Source organism: Hymenobacter sp. UV11, assembly GCF_004684095.1.
Taxonomy (GTDB): Bacteria; Bacteroidota; Bacteroidia; order Cytophagales; family Hymenobacteraceae; genus Hymenobacter.
Genome location: NZ_SRII01000005.1, coordinates 269,699 through 287,358, shown reverse-complemented (window position 1 = coordinate 287,358; position 17,660 = coordinate 269,699). Strand labels below are relative to the sequence as shown.

Sequence of the window (17,660 nt, the reverse complement as noted above, 5' to 3'; positions counted from 1 at the left end):
TTACGTTAAATAATTCAGTACAAAGCTCTACAAGTGGTCGAGTCGGCCGCCGTCCACGCGTAGCTCGGCGCCCTGCACAAATACCGAGTCGTCGGAGGCCAGGTAGGCGATGGCGGCGGCCACGTCTTCGGGCTTACCCACGTCGCTGGGGTTGATTTTTTCGACGCCCGACTTTACGTTCGGGTTGTCCCAAAGCATGGGCGTGTCGATGGCGCCCGGTAGCACGGCGTTGATACGGATGCCCTTGGGGCTGCCCTCGATGGCGGCCGAGCGCGTGAGCGACAGTACCGCGGCCTTGGCCGCGGCGTAGGGCGTCACGAGCGCCTCGGTTTCGATGGCGTGAATGCTCGATACATTCACGACCGTGCCGCCGGGCTTCATGTGCAGAAACGCCTGCTTCACGAAGTAGAACGCACCCAGTAAATCCACGTTCAGCACCCGCATCCAGTCGTCGCCGGTCAGCTGTTCCAGGGCCTTAAACTGCATGAGGCCCGCGTTATTAATAATCGAATCGAGGCGGCCAAACTTGTCGAGCGTGGCCTTCACGGTGGCGATAACGTCCTCTTCCTTCGCCACGTTGCAGATGGTGGGTAGCACCTCGGGCGCGCCGGCCTTCTGCACTTCCGGCACGGCCTGGTTGAGGTTATCCTGGTTGATGTCGGCCAGCACCACGCGGGCACCTTCCGAGGCCAGGCGCTTGGCCGTGGCTAGGCCGATGCCGCTGGCGCCACCGGTGATAATGACGACTTTATCCTGAAAACGCATGGGGTAGGAAGGGGGTTATTGGTTGTCTTGAAGCGGCGTGTTAGCCGTGGTAGCCGAGGGTTTGCGCAGGGTGGCCTTGGCCTCGGCCTGCTTTATCTGTGCCCATTCCTTGTGGCTGTCCTGGGGCATCACGAGCGGCATTTGCAGGCAGGCGGTCTGGGTCGGTAGCACCTGCTTCCACTGGCTGATGAGCTTCTTGTAGGCCTCTCCCACGGGCCGGATGTTGCGGTTTAAGTCGTAGAGGCCCAGGGGGTTCAGATTGCCGTGGTTTTCGCGCAGGGCGGTGTCCCAGTCTACCTGGTCGGTGAGCGAGTACCAGGTAAAGCCCACGATGGGCACGCCGTCGTTGCGCACGCGCAGCACGTTGGCCCATTCCTTCCAAAGCCAGTTTACGGCCTCGTCGCCGTTGGGGCCCTGCCAGAGGTTGGTTTCGGTGTGCATCACGGGCAGCTGGTAGCGGTTGTGGTATTGCGTGGTAATGACGTGGTAGCCAAATATTTCGCCCGAAGCCACGGTGCTGCCGTCTTCCCGCACGCGGTGCTCGTTGGTGCGGTAATAATCGTTGCCCATGATGCACTGGTGGCGCACGTCATTTTCCAGAAAAAAATGATACTCGGCGCGGGTCATGCCCCCGTCCATCAGGTATTCGTACATGTCCGAATCTACCCGCCGGCCGTAGTTCAGGTCCAACGACAGGAAGCGCCGGGCGTTCAGTAGCTCGGCGGGCTTAATGGCGGCCGGGTTCGAGGCGTGGAAATACTCGCTGCTCTCGCTCTGAATAAACAGCGCGTCGGGCCGCACCGCCAAAATGGCGTGCATGGCCAGCACGTTGGCCTTCACGATATACTTGAGCGCCGTCACAAACGCCTTGTCGCTGGCCAGCTGCTCGTTCCACCAGCCATACAAAGCCGAAAACTCGGCGCAGATGTACATCTCATTCACCGGCGTGTAGAGCTGCACCCACGGAAAGCGCTTGGCAAAATCGCCGGCGTACTGCGCAAACAGCACCGGAAAATCAGGATTCTGAAAATTGCCCAGCCAGTCGGGCACTCCAAAGTGGCACAGGTCCACGATGGGCATAATGTTGCGCTTCAGCAGGTCGTTGAACGTAGCATCGGCAAAGTCCCAATTGTAGGTGCCCGGCCCCGTCCAGGTGGTGTGAATGGGCGGGCCGTAGCGCAGGTACTCAATGCCCAGCTCCTGCACCAGGTCAAAATCCTTCTGCCAAAACTTGTAGTGGCCGCATTTCTCCATCTCGTCCTGGCGCACGGTGCCGTTCTGAATGGTCGGGTAACTGTTTTCGATGCCGGTGGCAAATAAGAATTGGGAAGCAGCCATACAAAGTGAGCAGGTGGAAGAAGAAAGAGCGAAGCCAAAAACCGGCGTGCGCCGACGCGAAAAACCAATGGGTAAGTCATACGATAACTTGCGGGGTAGCGCCGACTAAAATCGCGCTTTTCTTTGCGTATGAAGCCTTTATGAGCATGCGTGGGCCAGCTGGCGGGTGGGCTGCTTACCAGTAAAAGGCTTCAGTAATAAGAAGAAAGCCGCGCTGGCAAGGGGGTAGGAAACGGCCTTGCGCAAAAAAAACAGGAGATTTTCTGCTCAGCTATTGTGCGGGCCACTGCGGCGTATACATTTGTAGTGTACTAGTTTAGTAATACACTAAAACGCCTGCCTCATGGTCCGCATCCGCAACCTGCATTTTGGGTACTCGCGCCGGGTACTTCAGTTGGAAAACCTCAGCCTGGACCTGCGTCGGGGCCGCATCTATGGCCTGCTGGGCAAAAACGGCGCGGGCAAGTCCACGCTGCTCAAAAACATGGTGGGGCTGGCCTTCCCGCTCAGCGGCACCTGCGAGGTTGAGGGCTACGCGGCGGCCAGGCGCCGGCCCGCCACGCTCGAAGACCTGTTTTTTCTACCCGAAGACGTGCAGGTGCCGCCCGTATCGGCCACGCAGTTGGCGGCCAGCACGGGCGTGTTCTACCCCCGTTTCGACGCGGCAGCCTTCCACGAGTACCTGCGCGAGCTGGAAGTGCCGGCGCTCACCAAGCTCACGGCGCTCTCCTACGGCCAGCAGAAAAAGGCGCTCATCGCCTTCGCCCTGGCCACTAATACTGGCCTGCTGGTGCTCGACGAGCCCACTAACGGCCTCGATATTCCGAGCAAGGCGCAGTTTCGCAAGCTGGTGGCCGGTGCGCTGGGCGAGGACCGCTGCGTCATCATCTCGACCCACCAGGTGCGCGACCTCGACAGCCTGATTGACACCGTGTTGGTGCTGCACCAGCGCCGCATCGTGCTAAATGAAACCATTGATAACCTGGCCGAAAAGCTCCACTTCGGCACCGCGCCGGTGGGCGCCGCCGTGCCCGAGGCGCTCTACGCCGCCCCGTCGGTGCGCGGCCAGCAGGTTATCCGCCCCAGCCACGGCGAGGGGGGTAGCAAAGTCGATTTGGAGCTGCTGTTCAACGCCCTCACCGGCCCCGATACCACCCTGGCCACCTACCTCACCCAACTTCAGCTGCAACATGAGCCAGTACTTTAACCTCGTGCGCTTCGGGCGCTTGTTGCGCAAGCACGCCGCTGAGCACGCCCGCCGGTATTTGCTGGGAATAGCCGTGCTGGGGGGCGGCATTCTGGTGGTATTGGGTGGCCTGAGCTACTTGATACACCGGCCACTGGACAACGAATTGCAAACGGTGCTGCTGCTAGCTGGCTTGCTCACGACGGGCCTGCTAGCCACGGCCACGGCTTTTACTGACCTCGGCGACGTGCGGCGGGCCGCGCCGGCGCTGCTGCTCCCGGCGTCACACCTCGAAAAATACCTGGTGGCCTGGCTGTTTTCGCTACCGCTGTTTCTGGTGGTGTACCTGGCGTTGTTTCTGGCCCTGGATGCGGTGGTGTTGCAATGGGCCAGTCATAGTCACCCGCAGTTGCCGCATGCGCTTCTGGACCTTACCAGCAGCGCCCGGCCACTCCTCACGGTGGTAGCCAGCTACGCCCTGATTCATGCCTTGGCGCTGTTCGGCGCTGTTTATTTCCGCAGCCTACACATCATCAAAATCAGCTTTGCAGTGTTCGGGCTGGTTGCGTTGGTGCTCGTGCTCAACTCCCGGATGTGGAAGCTACTGGCGCCGGAACTGCGGCCGTCGGTACCCTTTGGGGACGTATTTGTGGCGGGGAAGGACCAGCTGGCCAGGGTCGAACTGCCGCACCAGTTGCAATTGCTGGCGGTATTGCCGCTGGCCCTGGCCGCGCTGCTGTGGGTGGCGGCCTACGCCCGCCTCACCGAAAAACAGCTCTAGCGCATGGAATTCAATGATAACGAGGCCATCTACCTCCAGATAGCCAGCTACGTGGGCGAACAGGTGCTGCGCCAGCAGTGGCCGCCCGACCAGAAAATCCCGTCGGTGCGCGAGCTGGCCGCCGAGCTGCAAGTGAACCCCAACACCGTGATGCGCACCTACGAGCTGCTGCAAAGCCAGGGCGTGGTGTACAACCGGCGCGGGCTGGGCCTGTTTGTGGCGCCGGCGGGTGCCGAGCAGGTGCGCGCCGTGCGCCGCGAGCGGTTTTTGCAGCACGAGCTGCCCGCGTTTTTCAACACCATTTCGCTGCTCGATATCAGCCTGGCCGAGCTGGCCCAGCGCTACGAAGCCTTCAAAACCGCCCAAGCCGCCACCCTGGCGCCTACCCCCCATGAAAACTAGCACCACCCTTTTGCTGGCCGCCCTGCTCGTGCTGCTGGCCTCGCTCACGGCCTACAACATGGCCCTGCGCGCCGAGTATCGCTCGGGCACCTACAAAGACCCGCTGCGTAACTACCAGACCCTGGCCTTGCGCAACTTCGATGCCGTGCGCGTGCCTTCGGCCAGTGGGCTTAATGTTAAAATTGTGGCTGGGCCGTTTGGCGTGCATGTTGGTAAGCAAGCAGCTGCTTACGTGCGTATTACGCAGCAGGGGCAGCAGCTGCGCGTAGCGCTGGCGTACCCGCAGCAACCCGAGCCGCTGGGCCGGGGGGAAACGGTGATTATTTCCTGCCCCCAACTCGCGGCCCTCACGATTGAAGGCACCTATTCGGTAGCTGGCAAGCCCCAGTTCAACCAGCTTCAGGCGGGCGGCACGGTGCTGGTGCAGGGTTTTCGGCAAGACAGCCTGGCGCTGCGGCAGGACCAGAGCAACCAGATTCGGCTGGCGGGCAACACCCTGAACCAACTGCGCGCTTTAGTGGGTACCCAGGCCGGCAGCAGCCCGGAGTTGGAAATTGGCCCCGACAACCGCATCCAGGCGGCCAGCCTGACGGTGAATCACCAAGGGCGGCTCGACCTGAAAACGGTCATTCCGCACCTCCGCTACCACTTTTCGGATAGTGCCACGGCCGTGTTTTCGGGCCCAGCCACTCGCCGCCTGAACGCCGAGTAAACCGCTTGATTTTTGTAGTCCGGTACTATGAGCTACGACGCGCTAAGGCAACGGTTACTGCCCCAGTTGTTCATCATTTATACCCGTTACCTGCTGGGGGGCGCGTTCGTATTTGCCAGTATAGTTAAGATAAAGGGGTTGCGGTTTACGAGCCTAAGCGGAACTGATGCAGCCATTCACAGCCCCCTGCACTTTTTCGAAACCATGTACCAGTCGGGGCTCTACTGGCAGTTTATTGGGGTAGCGCAGTGCGTGGTGGGGCTGCTGCTGCTCACGCAGCGCTATGCCACGCTGGGGGCGGTGCTGTTTCTGCCTATTATGACCAGTATTTTCGTCATCACCATTTCCTACGACTTTGCTGGCACGCCCATCATTACGGGCCTCATGCTGCTGGCCAATCTGCTGCTGCTGGCCTGGGACTGGCCCACGCTGCGGGTGTTGGTCAACCTGCCAGTCCAGGCTGTGCCCGCGCCGCCGCGGGCCACTACCCGGCTGTGGGAGGGGGTAGGGGCAATGCTGTTTGCCTACACGGCGGGCTACCGGGTTTACACCGAGGCCTACAATTTTTTGGTGTGGGCGGGTATTTGTGCGCTGGTGGGTGGGCTGGGGCTGCTGACGGCCTGGTGGCTGCGCCGGAATGGTGGCCAGCACCAGGATTAAACCCCCGGCCACACCAGCACAGTATCGCGCAAAAACTCCTTCGCTGCCTCGAAATCAAAATACCGCTCTTTCAAAATTTCGCACTGGTAGGGCAGGGGTAGGGCCACGCTCCACTTGGCAAAATCCAGCAGCGCGGGCGTTTCGGCCACGGCGGTTTGCAGGTGAAAGTCAACGTCTTCGGCATACAGCCGCAGCTGCTCGAACAGCGCCGGTAGCAGCGCCGGCTCTACGGCCAGCGTGAGGCTGCTCTCGGCCTCGTCGGCCAGAAACTCCACGTCGAGGCAGCGCAGCAGAAACACCAAGCTGCGGTTGAGGCGCGTGCCGGTGAAGGTGTAGAGTATCAGTTTATTGTCCTTGACGACTACGGGGCGCTCGGGGCCAGGCAGGGGGGGTAGGGCAAAGCCGGCAAACTCGCGGCGCAGCTGACGCAAGACTTCCTGGCTGGCGGCGTCCAGCTCGGGCGCGGGGCTGCCATCGGCCAGCAGGCGCAGCATCTCCTCTCGGATGCGCGGATGCACCACACCGCCGCCGCCGAAAAAAAGCGGCTTCTTGCCATCATTAGCGGGCACTACCTCGATGCGCTTGGCGGCCAGGTCCACAAACTGAATTTTCCAGGTGCGAGCCGCCAAAAACAGGTTTTCGCCGTCCTGCACCTGCGGCGAATACGGGATTTCGCCGACTGTTTTGCCCGCGTGCACCACCTTGAACGCCGGCTCCGACCGGAACACGCTGTAAAACTCCCGTGAATTTACCGTAAACTCGCCTTCAACCCCGATAATTAGTTCGTTGCCAATTACTTCCACCCAATTAAGCTGAAGTAGCTCGGTCAGAATATCATCGGCGGACGCCGGCGCTATTTCGCTGAACGCGGCGTTGCGGTGCAGCTCCCGCAGCAGCGCCGCGCGCGCAATGCCGCCGCGCTCCTTCACGATGGACAGCGCCTGGTGCAGCAGTAAGTCGTAGGGCTGCCGGGCCTGCCGCAGCGGCTCCACGAAGCCCTCCTGGTAGAGCCGCCAGCAGGCCAGCGATTGCAGCAGGCTCCACGGATTGGTGGCATAGAGCAGCAGCTGGCTGGCCGCGTCGTCGCGCCGGCCGCTGCGCCCCACCCGCTGCACCAGTGCCGCCACCGACTGCGCCGCGTCAATCTGCACCACCTTATCGACCGAGCCGATGTCAATGCCCAGCTCCAGCGTGGAGGTGCAGGCAATGCAAAACGGCTGGCGCTCATTGGTTTTAGCAAAGTGCTCCACGTATTCGCGCACCTCCTTGTGCACCGATGAGTGGTGCGAAAAGTAGTTGGCGTGGCCGTTCACGCGGTCGGCAATCAGGCGCAGCTTCACGGCCACCACCTCGGCCAGCCCCCGGCTATTGGGGAAAATGAGGGCCTTGCTCCGGCTGGTTTGCTTGTATAAGTCCTTGAGCAAATCGAGCGGTAGGTCGCTGCCGATGCGGGCCGCCGGAAAGTACCGGAACTCCGCCTCGATTTCCTTATGGGCCTTGTCGAGCAGCACCTTCGTGCGGGCCGCGTCGCCGGTAAAGCGCTTGGCCTCCGCATAGTCACCGATGGTGGCCGACAGCCCCACCACCGCAAACCGCCCTCGATTGACCCCCGCCAGCCGCGCCAGCAGCGACATCAATTGCACGCCCCGGTCGGTGCCCAAAAAGGAGTGAATCTCGTCAATCACCACATATTCTAAGCTGGCAAACAGCGCTTTCACGCTGTAGGGCGAATGCACAAACATGGCTTCCAGTGACTCGGGCGTGATGAGCACGAGGCCCTCGGGCTGCTGCACGAGCTTCTTTTTGTCGGCCCGGCTGGCCTCGCCGTGCCACTTGGTCACGCGCACATCGAGGTACTGGCACAGCGCCTCGATGCGCCGAAACTGGTCGTTAATCAGCGCAATGAGCGGCGACACGTACAGCACCCGCACGCCCGGCCGCCGAAAATCGACCTTCGACAAAATGGGCAAAAACGCCGCTTCCGTCTTGCCCGACGCCGTGCGCGAAGCCAGAATAAAGTTGTCGTCGCTGGCCAGCACATGCTGAATCGTCGCCGCCTGAATGGGCCGCAGCGCCTCCCACCGCTGGTCGCGCACGTAGCGCCGGATAGGCTCAGCTAACAGGTCAAAGGCCATGAAGTAGCGCGGACTTTCAGTCTGCGAGGGGGGTAGGAGGATGTCACAAGTTGTCTTTTGCGGAGCCGCTTTTCGAAATATAGCGGTCATAAAAAGCGCCGGTCCCCTTGGCATCCAGCCTCCCCACAATTACTTCCACCGAACTATTACTAATGTCCAGGCAGGGTCGTAGAGAAACGTGTTCTCGTGCGCCAAAGGGCAGGGCCGGTAGCTCGTCTTGCTTGAGTTCAGCTAGTCGGAGCAAGAGCCGTGCAAATGATTTGAGGCCCTCCGAATCACCATGTATCAAGAGGGTTTGCCATTTTTCGGTTGCCCCTCCGAACTCATCTTCATTGTCCGCAGTGAAGAAGTCCAAATGCCCGGTGATTTCTGATTGATACGGTTTCATAATTATTGGTGCCTTTGAGCCGGTCACAAGGCACCTGTTACTGCTACGTTCCGATTATAAAACGGAAAAGTAAGTAAAGCAAAGCCCTCTTATATGTTATGAACCACTATGTTGTAATGCGTGGAAAGCTTGTCTCGTAAGCCCAATACCTCCTTCGCGGACTCGCAGAATCAGCGCTACAGCACCTCAATCGCATCCACTGCCGCCTCATCGGGCCGCTCGTCGCGAATTTGCACCTCGCTGAACAGGCGGCGTTTGTCGAGCCCAGGGTTTTGGCGCAGCAGACTCAGGATGTTGAGGAAGTCGCGGATAACCTCGCGGGGCGTAAGGAACTCGCTGGCCCCCGGCTTGTTAAACATCTCCTCCATGAAAGCCTGAATGTCGGCCTCCGAGATGTCGAGCTGAGTTTTGTAGTTGAAATCGAAGATTTCCTTCAGCTTTTGCAGCAGCACGAACACCTCGTTGTGCGAAAGTGGGTGCAGCCGGATAACGGGCTGCGCGAAGTCACGCAACTCGCTGGTTTCAAATTTGTTGGTTTCAAGCCGCGATTTCAGCGCCTGGTAGCTGAAGAGGCCCCGTCGCTCGTTTTCGAGCACCTCGCGGGTGCCGGCAAAGTTGAGAAAGAAGTTACTGATTTTGCCCTGCAGGCAGTCGTTATAGATGCTCAGAATCTTCTCGTAGTTCTTCTCGCGCATCGTCGAGGTCGAGATTTTATACAAATTGATGGCCTCATCCAGGTTCACCATAAACCCGCTGTAGCCCATGCTCACAAACAGCCGGCAGAAGTTCTTGAGCATGTCGTAGTAGTTGAGGTCGTTGATAACCTCGCGCACGCCCAGGTCCTGCCGGGCCTCGGTTTTGGTACGGTACTCGCCCTTGAGCCACTTCAGGGCATTGCGGCGAAGTATGTCATTTTCAGTGATATATCCTTCGTAATACTTCATCACCACCGTGCCGAAGTCGAAGCCGCCCACGTCAGTCAGCTCCTGAATGGTAGCCATGATGGCAGCCTGCACCTTGGGTAGGTGCTTTTCGTCGCGGATGGCGGTGAGCGGAATCTGCTGCTCCTCGGCGGTTTTGGTAAGTACCTGTTCAATCCATTTTTCGAGCAGCGTGGCCAGCGCGCCACCTTCGGGCTTGGTCTGAATCGCGATATTATCCATAATGGCCGCGTAGAGCGCTACCCCCTTGCCGTCGTTGGCATACAGGCGGTTGTCGGGCGTGAAGTCGGCGTTGGCCACCACAAATTTTTGCTTGAGCGCCACCGTATTCAGCAGGTGCAGCATAAACGACTTGCCCGAGCCAAAATCGCCAATCCAGAACTTGACCAGGCTGTGGCCGTTCTTCACCTCATCGAGCGCCTGCACGAAGGCCGCAATCTCGGGCGAGCGCCCCACCGTGATGTGCTGCACGCCCAGCTTGGGCACCACGCCGCCCAGCAGCGAGTTGATAATAGCGGTGGCTTCCTTGGGTTTAACGTTGTCTAGCATGGGGTAGCAAGTCGCTGGTAATAAGCTTCGTAAATGGTGTAGTCGTCGCCGCTCTCCTCAATCAGCACGTCATCCAGCAGCGCGTAGCACGCCTCGTTCAGCCCGTCGATGAGCTGGTTGCGCAACGTGCCGTGGGCCTTGGCGAAGGCTTCGACTTCTTCCTGCGGTAGCGTCAGCGCTCGCTCGCTAAAGAGCGCCAGCAGGGCCCGCTGCGGAGGGGTAAGGCGCAAGGCTGGCGCAAAAGTACTGGCCGCGCCGGCTGTAGCAGCGGGCGCGGCTGCCGGGCGCAGCAGCTCCGGCACCACGGTTTCAGGCGTTTTGGGGGCCGGAGCCAGGCGTTCGGGCGCGTCCTGCAAGTACTCATTCAGCAGCTCTACGGTGCCGGCGTGCTGCTGGCGGGCGGCCCGCACGGCGGCGGGCTTCAGCTCAATTTTGCGCCGCTCGCGCTGCCATATGTTAGGCACCCCCTCGCTAGCCGAGGCCAGGTCGCGGCTACGTAGCAGCTCCCGGCTCAGGATTTCGAAGCGGGCCAGCTGCTCGGGCAGCGGGAAGAGCTTCTTTTGTAGGCGCTTAAGCAGCGGCTTGGGCTTGAAGGAGTGGCGGTACTTGATGCCGTAATACAGGTAGTTGAAGTAGAGGCGCACCACCGCCTCGGGGTCGTGGCCCAGCTCGGCCAGCAGCCGGTGCGCCTCCAGATACAGGGGCGCGATGGCGGGGTTGCGCTCGTTGAGGCGGCCCAGCGCCAACACGCCGCTGGCGAAGCCGGCCGGGTCGGTGGGCAGCAGGGCTTGCAGGGCTTCGTAGCGCGGCTCCCAGCGGGTGGTTTCAAACTGGTTGAGGGCTAGCTCGGTGGCCTCGTCGGGCGGTGGGATGGCTGCGACCAGCGGCGGCAGCAGCTCGCGCAGGTAGTCGCCAAAATAGGTGTCGAACGACTCGTCGGCATCGGCCAGGACGGTGAAGTAGCTGTCGGGTACCTCTGCCATATCGAAGCGCTCGCGCACGGCATTTTGGCAGCGCTCAAAAATGGTGTAGTACACCGTGGCCCCGGCCCGGTGGCCCGCCAGGCTGCGGCTGGCATAGCGGCCGCCCCAGCGGTGGTGGTAGGCATATTCCTTGTCCAGGCTTTCCAGGGCCTTGGCATCTTTGGGCAGCGTCGAGCCGGCAACCTTGCTTTGGCGCTCCAGCTCGGGCAGCACGGCCAGGTAGAGCCGCACCACGGCATCGCGGGCCACCGCGAGCTGCAAAAAGTGCGTATACGGCGCCTGAAACTTGTTGAGCCAGCTTACCTCTTTGGGCTGCAAGCCGCCCCATTGCTCTTCATAAAAGTCACCCAGCCGCGAACGGTTGTACTGATACGACTTGAAGTAATCGGCAGTGAAATACCCGGACATTACTGGCTGATTTTTTGATAATAGGCTTCGTAAATCGTGTAGTCGTCGTCGCTTTCCTCAATGAGCACGTCATCCAGCAGCGCGTAGCACACCTCGTTCAGGCCGTCGATGAGCTGGTTGCGCAGCACGCCGTGGGCTTTGGCTAAAGCCTCGATTTCGGCCTGGGGCAAGGCCAGCGCCCGCTCGCCAAACAGCTGTAGTAGCGCCTGCTGCGGGGCAGTGAGGCCCAGGCCGGGGGCAAAGGGGTAGGCGGCCGGGGCTGCTGGATTGAGCGCTTTGGCGGGCCGGGCCGCCTGAGGGCGGCGGGTAGCTTTGGCGGGCTTGGCAGTGGGCGGGGGGGTAGGGGCCGGCGCATCCTGCAAATACTCATTGAGCAGGGCCACCGTGCCGGCGTGCTGGTCGCGCACGGCGTGAATGGCGCTCCGGTTCAGCTCAATTTTCTTGCGCGGCTGCACGTACACGGTGGGCACTTTGGCCAGGGTTCCGTCCAGGTTTTTATAAAAAGCCAGCTCATTCACCAGCCCCTGAAACCGCGCGGCCTGCTCGGGCAGCGCAAACAGCTGCTTGTGCAGGGCCTTGGGCAGCGGCTTGGCCTCGGCAAAGCGGGCTTGCAGCTGGTGCAGGTAGCGCAGGTGGTAGCGCAGCGCCTCCTCGCGGTTGGTGGGGGCCAGCCGCCGGGTGGCCTCCTGGTAGAGCGCCCCGAGGGCTGGGTTGCGGGCATTGCGGGCGGCCAGCGCGGCCAGGGCCTTTTCGAGAGCGGGGCCAGTGGTGGTCAGTTGTTCGAGTTCGGCTTTCCAGCGGCCGGTATTCTGCTCATTGAGTAATAGCTCAGTTTTGTGGTCGGGCGCGGGCACCAGGGCCAGCAGCGGCGGCAGCAATTCCTCCACCCGCCGGCCCAGCAGCTCCCGAAACACGGGTGCCAGCTCGGCCAGCGCGCCCCCAAACACGCTGCTCATCTTGCGCTTGTGGCCAAAGCGCTCACGCACCGCATTTTCGCAGAGCCGGAAAATAGCTAAGTAGGTATCGGCCCCGGTTTTGGGCGCCGCCGGGGTATACCACGAGGTATTGGCGTAGTAGCGCAGCGACTTGGCGCGGCTATCCAGGGTTTTCACCGTTTGGGCCAGGGTGCTGCCCTCGGCCTTAAGCTGCTGCTCCAGCAGGGGTAGCAGCGCCAGGTAGAGGCGCACCGTGGCCTCGCGGCCGGCCTCCATCGTATCCAGAAACGAGTTGGTCGGCAGCGGAAAGCGGTTGACCCAACTCACCTGCCGGGGTGTCAGCCCAAGCTTTTCGCGGTAGATTTTGCCCAGGCTCGGCGGCTCGTAGTCGTAATAGGTGTACGTTGACGCGGGCGGCGTGGTGGGCCTGGTAGATGGCAGGCTCACTATCTCTCTTTCGATGGCTCGCTTGAGCTTAAAAAACAAGCCGGTTACGTCAATAATGGAGTCGTCGGCGGAATCAGGCATACAAGCAAAAACGAGTAGTGAGCAGCGGTTGGCAGCTACAAATTACGGCAACGCTTCTTGTAGCGCCGCCCGCTGCTACTGCTTCAGCCCGGCGTTAATGGTCAGCAGGTGTGGTAGAGCTGCATTGGCGGCGGCGGCCTGCTAGGAGGTTTAGCCACTGCCAGGCCACGATGCTAACCCGCCCGCAATCAGGGGGGTAGGGCCTGGCTGGCGCTTAAAAGCGCGCCGGCCGGGCCATTTGGCTGAACAAAAAGCCGTTTGGCGGGTGTTAAATTTAGCCCCGGTACCTGCCCTGGGGCCTCTTTTACCCGCATGACTACCAACGAAATCAAAGCCCTCATCTCGCTGCTCGATGACCCGGAAATTGCCCCCCAGATTCAGGGCGAAATCCAGAACCTGGGCGAGGCCATTATCCCTTTTCTGGAAGAGTCGTGGGAGGAAACCCTCGACCCCCAGCAGCAGAGCCGGCTCGAAAACCTCATTCACCAGCTCCAGTTTGAGGGCTTGCAGCAGCGCCTGCGGGTGTGGCGCGACTCCGACGAGCCCGATTTGCTGGAAGGCATGTGGCTGCTGAACTCGTACCAGTACCCCGATGCTGACTTACAGGCCCTTAACCGCGCCATTGAGCAGCTGCGCTTTGAGGCCTGGACGCTATTGCGCCCCGAGATGCACCCCGCCGACCAGGTGCAGGTGCTCAACCACGTTATTTTTCGCAACCATAAGTTTTCCGCTAATACCCAGCACTTTCACTCGCCAGCCAACTCGATGCTGCACCGGGTGCTCGAAACCAAGCGCGGCAACCCGTTGTCGCTCTGCGTTATCTACCTGCTGGTAGCTCAGCGGCTCGATTTGCCGGTATTCGGCGTGAACCTGCCCAACCTGTTTGTGCTGACGTACCTGGTGAAGAAGGACGATGACGACCAGGCGGTGCTGCCGTTCTACATTAACTGCTACAACCGGGGCATCATCCTCTCCAAATCCGATATTGAGCACTACGTCGGCCAGCTCGGCATTACTTCGCAGGATAGCTTTTACGAGCCCTGCACCCACCTCGACATCATGCGCCGCGCTATGCGCAACCTGCAAGTAGGCTTCGAAAAGCTTCAGGAACCCGCTAAGGCCGAAGAAGTTGCGCAGCTATTGGCCATTTTGCTAGAGAAGGGTGAGGCGGGGGATGAGGAATAGTTTGAAATAAGAATAGAATAAAAGAAAAGAACGTCATGCTTCGACAGGCTCAGCATGACGTTCTTTTTTACTCAACTACTCACTTACCCATTTACCGCTTAATGAGGCAGCCGGCGGCGCGCTTGTCGGCCACGCCGGCGGGGCGGCCAGCCAGCACGTTATCGAGTACCTGCTGGAGGTAGTGCTGCTGCACGCCGCTGGCAATCTGGGGGTTATCGTCGATGGCACCGCGGTAGCGTACCGCGAAGCCCGAGCCGGCGGGCTGGAGCACCACGGCCTCGGTGGTTTTGCTCACGCCGAGGGCCGCGCTGGCCGCGCCGTCGTCGGTGAAAGTGGCCAATGAGCCGCCGCTGCCCTCGGCCGCATCGAGGTTGATGGGCACGTTGACGAACATAAACTGCACGCCCCGGCCGCCGTAGGCACTTTGCAGGGACGCCAGGCGCTCCTGGTAGAGGCGGGTGTAGGCGCAGGCGGGGTTCATAAACACCACTACTACTGCTTTTTGGCCATTGTAGGCGCTGAGCGAGGTGCTGCCGCCGCCGGATTTTTGCACGGTAAAATCACCCACCGTGCCCTGGGCGCGGGCGATGCCCAGCGTAACGGTAGCCAGCAGCAGGGCGGCTGCCAGCAGAACCGGGAGTTTGCGAAAAGACATGGCAAGGGTAGAAAAAACCAAGGAAAAAGGCGGGTCGGCCCGCTGGCTGGAAGTACGTAAAAACTAGTAGCAGTAGGTGAGCACGTAGCCCGCTACCGGCCGAAGATAGCAAACCTGGTGCCGGGAACTGCTGCCTGCCAGGTGCAGCCGCGCAGGCAGCGTGCCGGGCTGGGGCCAGGTGCCGGAAGGCAGGTCGAGCAGCAGATTTTCGCGGAAGAGGATGCCGCGCCGGCCGGCCAGCTTAAAGAGCGTTTCCTTGGCGCTCCAGAGCAGGCTGAACAGCTCGTGGCGCGGCTCGACGCCAGGCAGGGGGGGTAGGGATGCGTATGCTATATCAGTTAATTCCCGCTCGTTGAGAAACTTGCGGGCAATGCGCTGGGCCTTATCGCGCACTACTTCTACGTCAATGCCCAGGGCCGTGCCGGGCGGGGCCAGCAGCGCCGCCACCCACTCGCCCGAGTGCGAGAGCGACACGGCCGGCGCGGGCCCTACCCCCTCCAGAAAGGGCCGGCCGGCCTCGTCGTTGCGTAAGCGCAGCGGGGGCGCGCCGGCCGCGGCCAGCAGCCGTTGCACCAGCAGCCGGCCGGCCAGCCACTGCGCCTGGCGCGGGCCATCGGCGCGGGCGGGCAGCAGCGGGGCGTAGGTGGGCGCATCGGCGAGCTGGGGCCAGAGGGCGGCGGGCGTTTCGGTGAGGTGCCAGCGGCCCAGCGTGACCCCGCCGGGCAGGGGCGTGAGAGAATGAAGCGGCATGGGGTGTGCGGGATGCTTTAGCTTGCCGGGTGGGGTAGGCTTTAGCCTGCCGCGAGGCAGTTTTTAGTACGCTGGATTACCCTGCCTCGCCCGGTGCCGCAAAGGTCGGTACTACCTTCGTCTCTTTCGGCAGGCTAAAGCCTACCCTACGCTGTTCACGGCAAGCTAAAGCTTACCGCACTTTTTTACTATGCTCCACCGTCCCACCGCTACTCGCCTCGGCACCTTGGCGGGCCACTCCGACGCGGTGTACGCGCTGGCTGGCCGGCCCGGCGCCGACCAGGTTTTTTCGGGTAGCGCCGATGGCATGGTAGTGGCCTGGGACAGCACCCGGCCCGAGGCCGACGGGGAATTGCTGGCGCGGGTCGAAAACTCGGTGTATGCCCTGCGTGAGCTGCCGGCGCGTGGGCTGCTGCTGCTGGGCCACAACTTCCAGGGCGTGCAAGCCATTGACTTGCAGACCCGGACGCTGGCTTTTGCCACGGCCCTACCCCCGGTCGCCATCTTCGACCTGGTATACTCCGAGAGCCGGCAGCGCGTGTACTGCGCCCTGGGCGATGGCACGCTGGCCGTGCTGCACGGCGATGATTTTCGGCTCGAACACCTGCTGCGCCTCAGCGACAAAAGCCTGCGCTGCCTGGCCCTGCACGAGAGCCGGGGCGAGCTGGCCGTGGGCGCGTCGGATTGGAAAACCTATATTCTCGACCTTGACTCGCTGCTGGTTAAAACGACGCTCACCGATGCCACCAACTCCGTTTTTACCGTGGCCTACTCGCCCGATGGCCAGCACCTGCTGGCGGCGGGCCGCGACGCCCACCTGCGCCGCTACGCCGCCCACGACGGCTACCCCCTCCTCGACAGCGTAGTAGCGCACATGTACGCCATCAACCACTTGGCCTTCAGCGGCGATGGGCGCTACCTGGCCAGCTGCTCGCTCGATAAAAGCATTAAAATCTGGGACCCCACCAGCCTGGCGCTGCTGCGCGTGCTGGACAAGGCGCGGGCCGCCGGCCATGGCACCTCGGTGAATAAGCTGGTTTGGCCGGGCACCCAGCAGCGGCTAGTTTCGTGCAGCGATGACCGCAGCCTGGCCGTGTGGCAGGTTATTTGAGCCATTAGCTGTTTTAAGCTATTAGCTACTAGCTGTTAGCTTTTTCGTTCAGACGTAGCATTCCGGTCCGCTTTCAATTAATTCAAAAAAGCTAACAGCTAGCAGCTAATAGCTAACAGCTTAAGACAATGAAAATCACCGCCCTCGATATTCGGCAGAAAACATTTGAAAAGTCCTTCCGGGGCGTGGATAAGGACGAAGTGCAGGCCTTCCTGAACATGGTGTCGCAGCAGTGGGAGCGCATGGGCGATGAAAACCGCGAGCTGCGCCTCAAGCTGGAGCACGCCCAGCAGGACGTGCAGAAGATGCGCGAGGTGGAATCGTCGCTCTACCGCACCCTCAAAACGGCCGAGGATACCGGCAACGCCATCACCGAGCAGGCCCAGCGCGATGCCGACCTGCGCCGCCGCGAGGCCCAGCTGCTGGCCGAGCAAACTCTGGCCGAAGCCCGCCAGCGCTCCCGCACCATCGTGGAAGAAGCCTACCAAACGGCCGAAAAAACCGTGGCCGACATGCAGAAGGAAGTCACTGGCCTGGGCCAGGAGTGCCAGCGCCTCGAGCAGCAGCTCGATACCCTGGTGCGCGACCTGCACCACCTGGCCTCCGACGCGCTGGAAAAAGTGGAGCGTGCCCGCGCCCGCCCCAAAAATGCGCCGGCGGCCATCCTTTCGCGGGCCGCGAGCGTACAGGTAAAGCGGCCGGCCGATGCGCCGGCGCCCGAACCTAGCCCCGCCCCCGCCATGAACGTCACCACCGATTCTGCCCGCTCTACGGCCGCCGCCGTGGCGCCTACCCCCCCTGCCGCCGCCAATGGCTCCGCGCCCGCGGCTCGCACCGCGCAGCCTACCCCCGGCGCGGCCACCAGCCCCACCGCCTACAACCCCAAGCCCGGCCAGCAGCCCGACCCCGGCCAGTCGCCCACGCCCGATATCGAGCGCCCGCAGGCTCCGCGCGAAAACCCCGGCATCGCGCCCGCTCCGCACATCGACCAGCCCGGCCCCGAAACGGTACCTTCGCCGCCCGCGCCCTATGTGGAGCCCACGCGCCCCGAGATTCAGCCCATCGGCCCCAGCCGCCCCGAAATTCAGCAGCCCGAGCCCATGACGCATCCCGGCATGAAGGCTCAGGCAGCTCAACCCACTCAATCTACTCAGCTGGAGCCGGTAGGAGAAAAATCATTCTTTGACGAAATCTAGACCGCGGATTTATCGGATTAACCGGATTCGTCGGATTTTGGAGACGTAGAAA

General features: G+C 61.6%; 17 protein-coding genes. 8 read left to right on the top strand and 9 right to left on the bottom strand.

Annotated elements, in window-relative coordinates; translation table 11 throughout:
- Positions 1 to 27 precede the first annotated feature (27 nt).
- Both E4631_RS10945 and E4631_RS10940 read right to left on the bottom strand, forming a co-directional pair.
- Complete coding sequence (locus E4631_RS10945; protein WP_133655372.1) at positions 28 to 765, bottom strand: SDR family NAD(P)-dependent oxidoreductase; 738 nt, start codon at positions 763 to 765, stop codon at positions 28 to 30.
- Between the two features lie 15 nt (positions 766 to 780).
- Positions 781 to 2,103 carry a family 1 glycosylhydrolase gene (locus tag E4631_RS10940; RefSeq protein ID WP_133655373.1) on the bottom strand — a complete coding sequence of 441 codons (1,323 nt, stop codon included), beginning with the start codon at positions 2,101 to 2,103 and terminating at the stop codon, positions 781 to 783.
- Between the two features lie 343 nt (positions 2,104 to 2,446).
- Between E4631_RS10940 and E4631_RS10935 the strand changes: the two genes are divergently transcribed.
- From E4631_RS10935 to E4631_RS10915, 5 genes are all read left to right on the top strand, one after another.
- A complete protein-coding gene (locus tag E4631_RS10935) occupies positions 2,447 to 3,310 on the top strand; it encodes an ATP-binding cassette domain-containing protein (protein ID WP_133655374.1) in 864 nt (287 codons plus the stop codon).
- Positions 3,294 to 4,070, top strand: coding sequence for a hypothetical protein (locus E4631_RS10930; protein ID WP_133655375.1), 777 nt, complete (start codon positions 3,294 to 3,296; stop codon positions 4,068 to 4,070). The genes E4631_RS10935 and E4631_RS10930 overlap by 17 nt, the downstream gene beginning before the upstream one ends.
- 3 nt (positions 4,071 to 4,073) lie before the next feature.
- Entirely contained in the window at positions 4,074 to 4,472 is a 399-nt protein-coding gene (locus tag E4631_RS10925; protein WP_133655376.1) for a GntR family transcriptional regulator, read from the top strand.
- Positions 4,462 to 5,184: a hypothetical protein gene (locus E4631_RS10920; RefSeq protein WP_133655377.1), complete on the top strand. Its 723-nt coding sequence runs from the start codon at positions 4,462 to 4,464 to the stop codon at positions 5,182 to 5,184. The genes E4631_RS10925 and E4631_RS10920 overlap by 11 nt, the downstream gene beginning before the upstream one ends.
- A gap of 204 nt (positions 5,185 to 5,388) precedes the next feature.
- On the top strand, positions 5,389 to 5,844 hold the full coding sequence (locus tag E4631_RS10915; protein ID WP_133655378.1) for a hypothetical protein: 456 nt from the start codon (positions 5,389 to 5,391) through the stop codon (positions 5,842 to 5,844).
- Here E4631_RS10915 and E4631_RS10910 read toward each other — a convergent pair.
- From E4631_RS10910 to E4631_RS10890, 5 genes are all read right to left on the bottom strand, one after another.
- Positions 5,841 to 7,979, bottom strand: coding sequence for a DEAD/DEAH box helicase (locus tag E4631_RS10910; protein WP_133655379.1), 2,139 nt, complete (start codon positions 7,977 to 7,979; stop codon positions 5,841 to 5,843). The two genes, E4631_RS10915 and E4631_RS10910, sit on opposite strands and share 4 nt — an antisense overlap.
- Positions 7,980 to 8,022: 43 nt before the next feature.
- Entirely contained in the window at positions 8,023 to 8,367 is a 345-nt protein-coding gene (locus tag E4631_RS10905) for a hypothetical protein (RefSeq protein WP_133655380.1), read from the bottom strand.
- Positions 8,368 to 8,543: 176 nt separating this feature from the next.
- The gene (locus E4631_RS10900; protein ID WP_133655381.1) at positions 8,544 to 9,857 is read right to left on the bottom strand and encodes an ATP-binding protein; all 1,314 of its coding nucleotides are present in this window, start codon (positions 9,855 to 9,857) and stop codon (positions 8,544 to 8,546) included.
- Positions 9,851 to 11,248: a tellurite resistance TerB C-terminal domain-containing protein gene (locus E4631_RS10895; protein ID WP_133655382.1), complete on the bottom strand. Its 1,398-nt coding sequence runs from the start codon at positions 11,246 to 11,248 to the stop codon at positions 9,851 to 9,853. Before E4631_RS10895 ends, E4631_RS10900 begins: the two co-directional genes overlap by 7 nt.
- On the bottom strand, positions 11,248 to 12,711 hold the full coding sequence (locus E4631_RS10890) for a tellurite resistance TerB C-terminal domain-containing protein (protein ID WP_133655383.1): 1,464 nt from the start codon (positions 12,709 to 12,711) through the stop codon (positions 11,248 to 11,250). Before E4631_RS10890 ends, E4631_RS10895 begins: the two co-directional genes overlap by 1 nt.
- Positions 12,712 to 13,023: 312 nt before the next feature.
- Here E4631_RS10890 and E4631_RS10885 point away from each other — a divergent pair, with 312 nt between their 5' ends.
- Positions 13,024 to 13,896, top strand: coding sequence for a transglutaminase-like domain-containing protein (locus tag E4631_RS10885; protein WP_133655384.1), 873 nt, complete (start codon positions 13,024 to 13,026; stop codon positions 13,894 to 13,896).
- 91 nt (positions 13,897 to 13,987) lie between these two features.
- Here E4631_RS10885 and E4631_RS10880 read toward each other — a convergent pair whose 3' ends face one another.
- Positions 13,988 to 14,551 carry a redoxin domain-containing protein gene (locus E4631_RS10880; protein WP_133655385.1) on the bottom strand — a complete coding sequence of 188 codons (564 nt, stop codon included), beginning with the start codon at positions 14,549 to 14,551 and terminating at the stop codon, positions 13,988 to 13,990.
- 63 nt (positions 14,552 to 14,614) lie between these two features.
- Positions 14,615 to 15,301, bottom strand: coding sequence for a 4'-phosphopantetheinyl transferase superfamily protein (locus E4631_RS10875; protein WP_133655386.1), 687 nt, complete (start codon positions 15,299 to 15,301; stop codon positions 14,615 to 14,617).
- A 190-nt stretch (positions 15,302 to 15,491) separates the two neighbouring features.
- Between E4631_RS10875 and E4631_RS10870 the strand changes: the two genes are divergently transcribed.
- Together E4631_RS10870 and E4631_RS10865 are read left to right on the top strand one after the other, a co-directional pair.
- A complete protein-coding gene (locus E4631_RS10870) occupies positions 15,492 to 16,412 on the top strand; it encodes a WD40 repeat domain-containing protein (RefSeq protein WP_133655387.1) in 921 nt (306 codons plus the stop codon).
- Between the two features lie 128 nt (positions 16,413 to 16,540).
- Entirely contained in the window at positions 16,541 to 17,608 is a 1,068-nt protein-coding gene (locus E4631_RS10865) for a DivIVA domain-containing protein (protein WP_133655388.1), read from the top strand.
- Positions 17,609 to 17,660 lie beyond the last annotated feature (52 nt).

Bases quoted from the DNA above. Each gene is read 5' to 3' on its own strand.
- E4631_RS10945 (WP_133655372.1), bottom strand. From the start codon at position 765: ATGCGTTTTCAGGATAAAGTCGTCATTATCACCGGTGGCGCCAGCGGC.
- E4631_RS10940 (WP_133655373.1), bottom strand. From the start codon at position 2,103: ATGGCTGCTTCCCAATTCTTATTTGCCACCGGCATCGAAAACAGTTAC.
- E4631_RS10935 (WP_133655374.1), top strand. From the start codon at position 2,447: ATGGTCCGCATCCGCAACCTGCATTTTGGGTACTCGCGCCGGGTACTT.
- E4631_RS10930 (WP_133655375.1), top strand. From the start codon at position 3,294: ATGAGCCAGTACTTTAACCTCGTGCGCTTCGGGCGCTTGTTGCGCAAG.
- E4631_RS10925 (WP_133655376.1), top strand. From the start codon at position 4,074: ATGGAATTCAATGATAACGAGGCCATCTACCTCCAGATAGCCAGCTAC.
- E4631_RS10920 (WP_133655377.1), top strand. From the start codon at position 4,462: ATGAAAACTAGCACCACCCTTTTGCTGGCCGCCCTGCTCGTGCTGCTG.
- E4631_RS10915 (WP_133655378.1), top strand. From the start codon at position 5,389: ATGTACCAGTCGGGGCTCTACTGGCAGTTTATTGGGGTAGCGCAGTGC.
- E4631_RS10910 (WP_133655379.1), bottom strand. From the start codon at position 7,979: ATGGCCTTTGACCTGTTAGCTGAGCCTATCCGGCGCTACGTGCGCGAC.
- E4631_RS10905 (WP_133655380.1), bottom strand. From the start codon at position 8,367: ATGAAACCGTATCAATCAGAAATCACCGGGCATTTGGACTTCTTCACT.
- E4631_RS10900 (WP_133655381.1), bottom strand. From the start codon at position 9,857: ATGCTAGACAACGTTAAACCCAAGGAAGCCACCGCTATTATCAACTCG.
- E4631_RS10895 (WP_133655382.1), bottom strand. From the start codon at position 11,248: ATGTCCGGGTATTTCACTGCCGATTACTTCAAGTCGTATCAGTACAAC.
- E4631_RS10890 (WP_133655383.1), bottom strand. From the start codon at position 12,711: ATGCCTGATTCCGCCGACGACTCCATTATTGACGTAACCGGCTTGTTT.
- E4631_RS10885 (WP_133655384.1), top strand. From the start codon at position 13,024: ATGACTACCAACGAAATCAAAGCCCTCATCTCGCTGCTCGATGACCCG.
- E4631_RS10880 (WP_133655385.1), bottom strand. From the start codon at position 14,551: ATGTCTTTTCGCAAACTCCCGGTTCTGCTGGCAGCCGCCCTGCTGCTG.
- E4631_RS10875 (WP_133655386.1), bottom strand. From the start codon at position 15,301: ATGCCGCTTCATTCTCTCACGCCCCTGCCCGGCGGGGTCACGCTGGGC.
- E4631_RS10870 (WP_133655387.1), top strand. From the start codon at position 15,492: ATGCTCCACCGTCCCACCGCTACTCGCCTCGGCACCTTGGCGGGCCAC.
- E4631_RS10865 (WP_133655388.1), top strand. From the start codon at position 16,541: ATGAAAATCACCGCCCTCGATATTCGGCAGAAAACATTTGAAAAGTCC.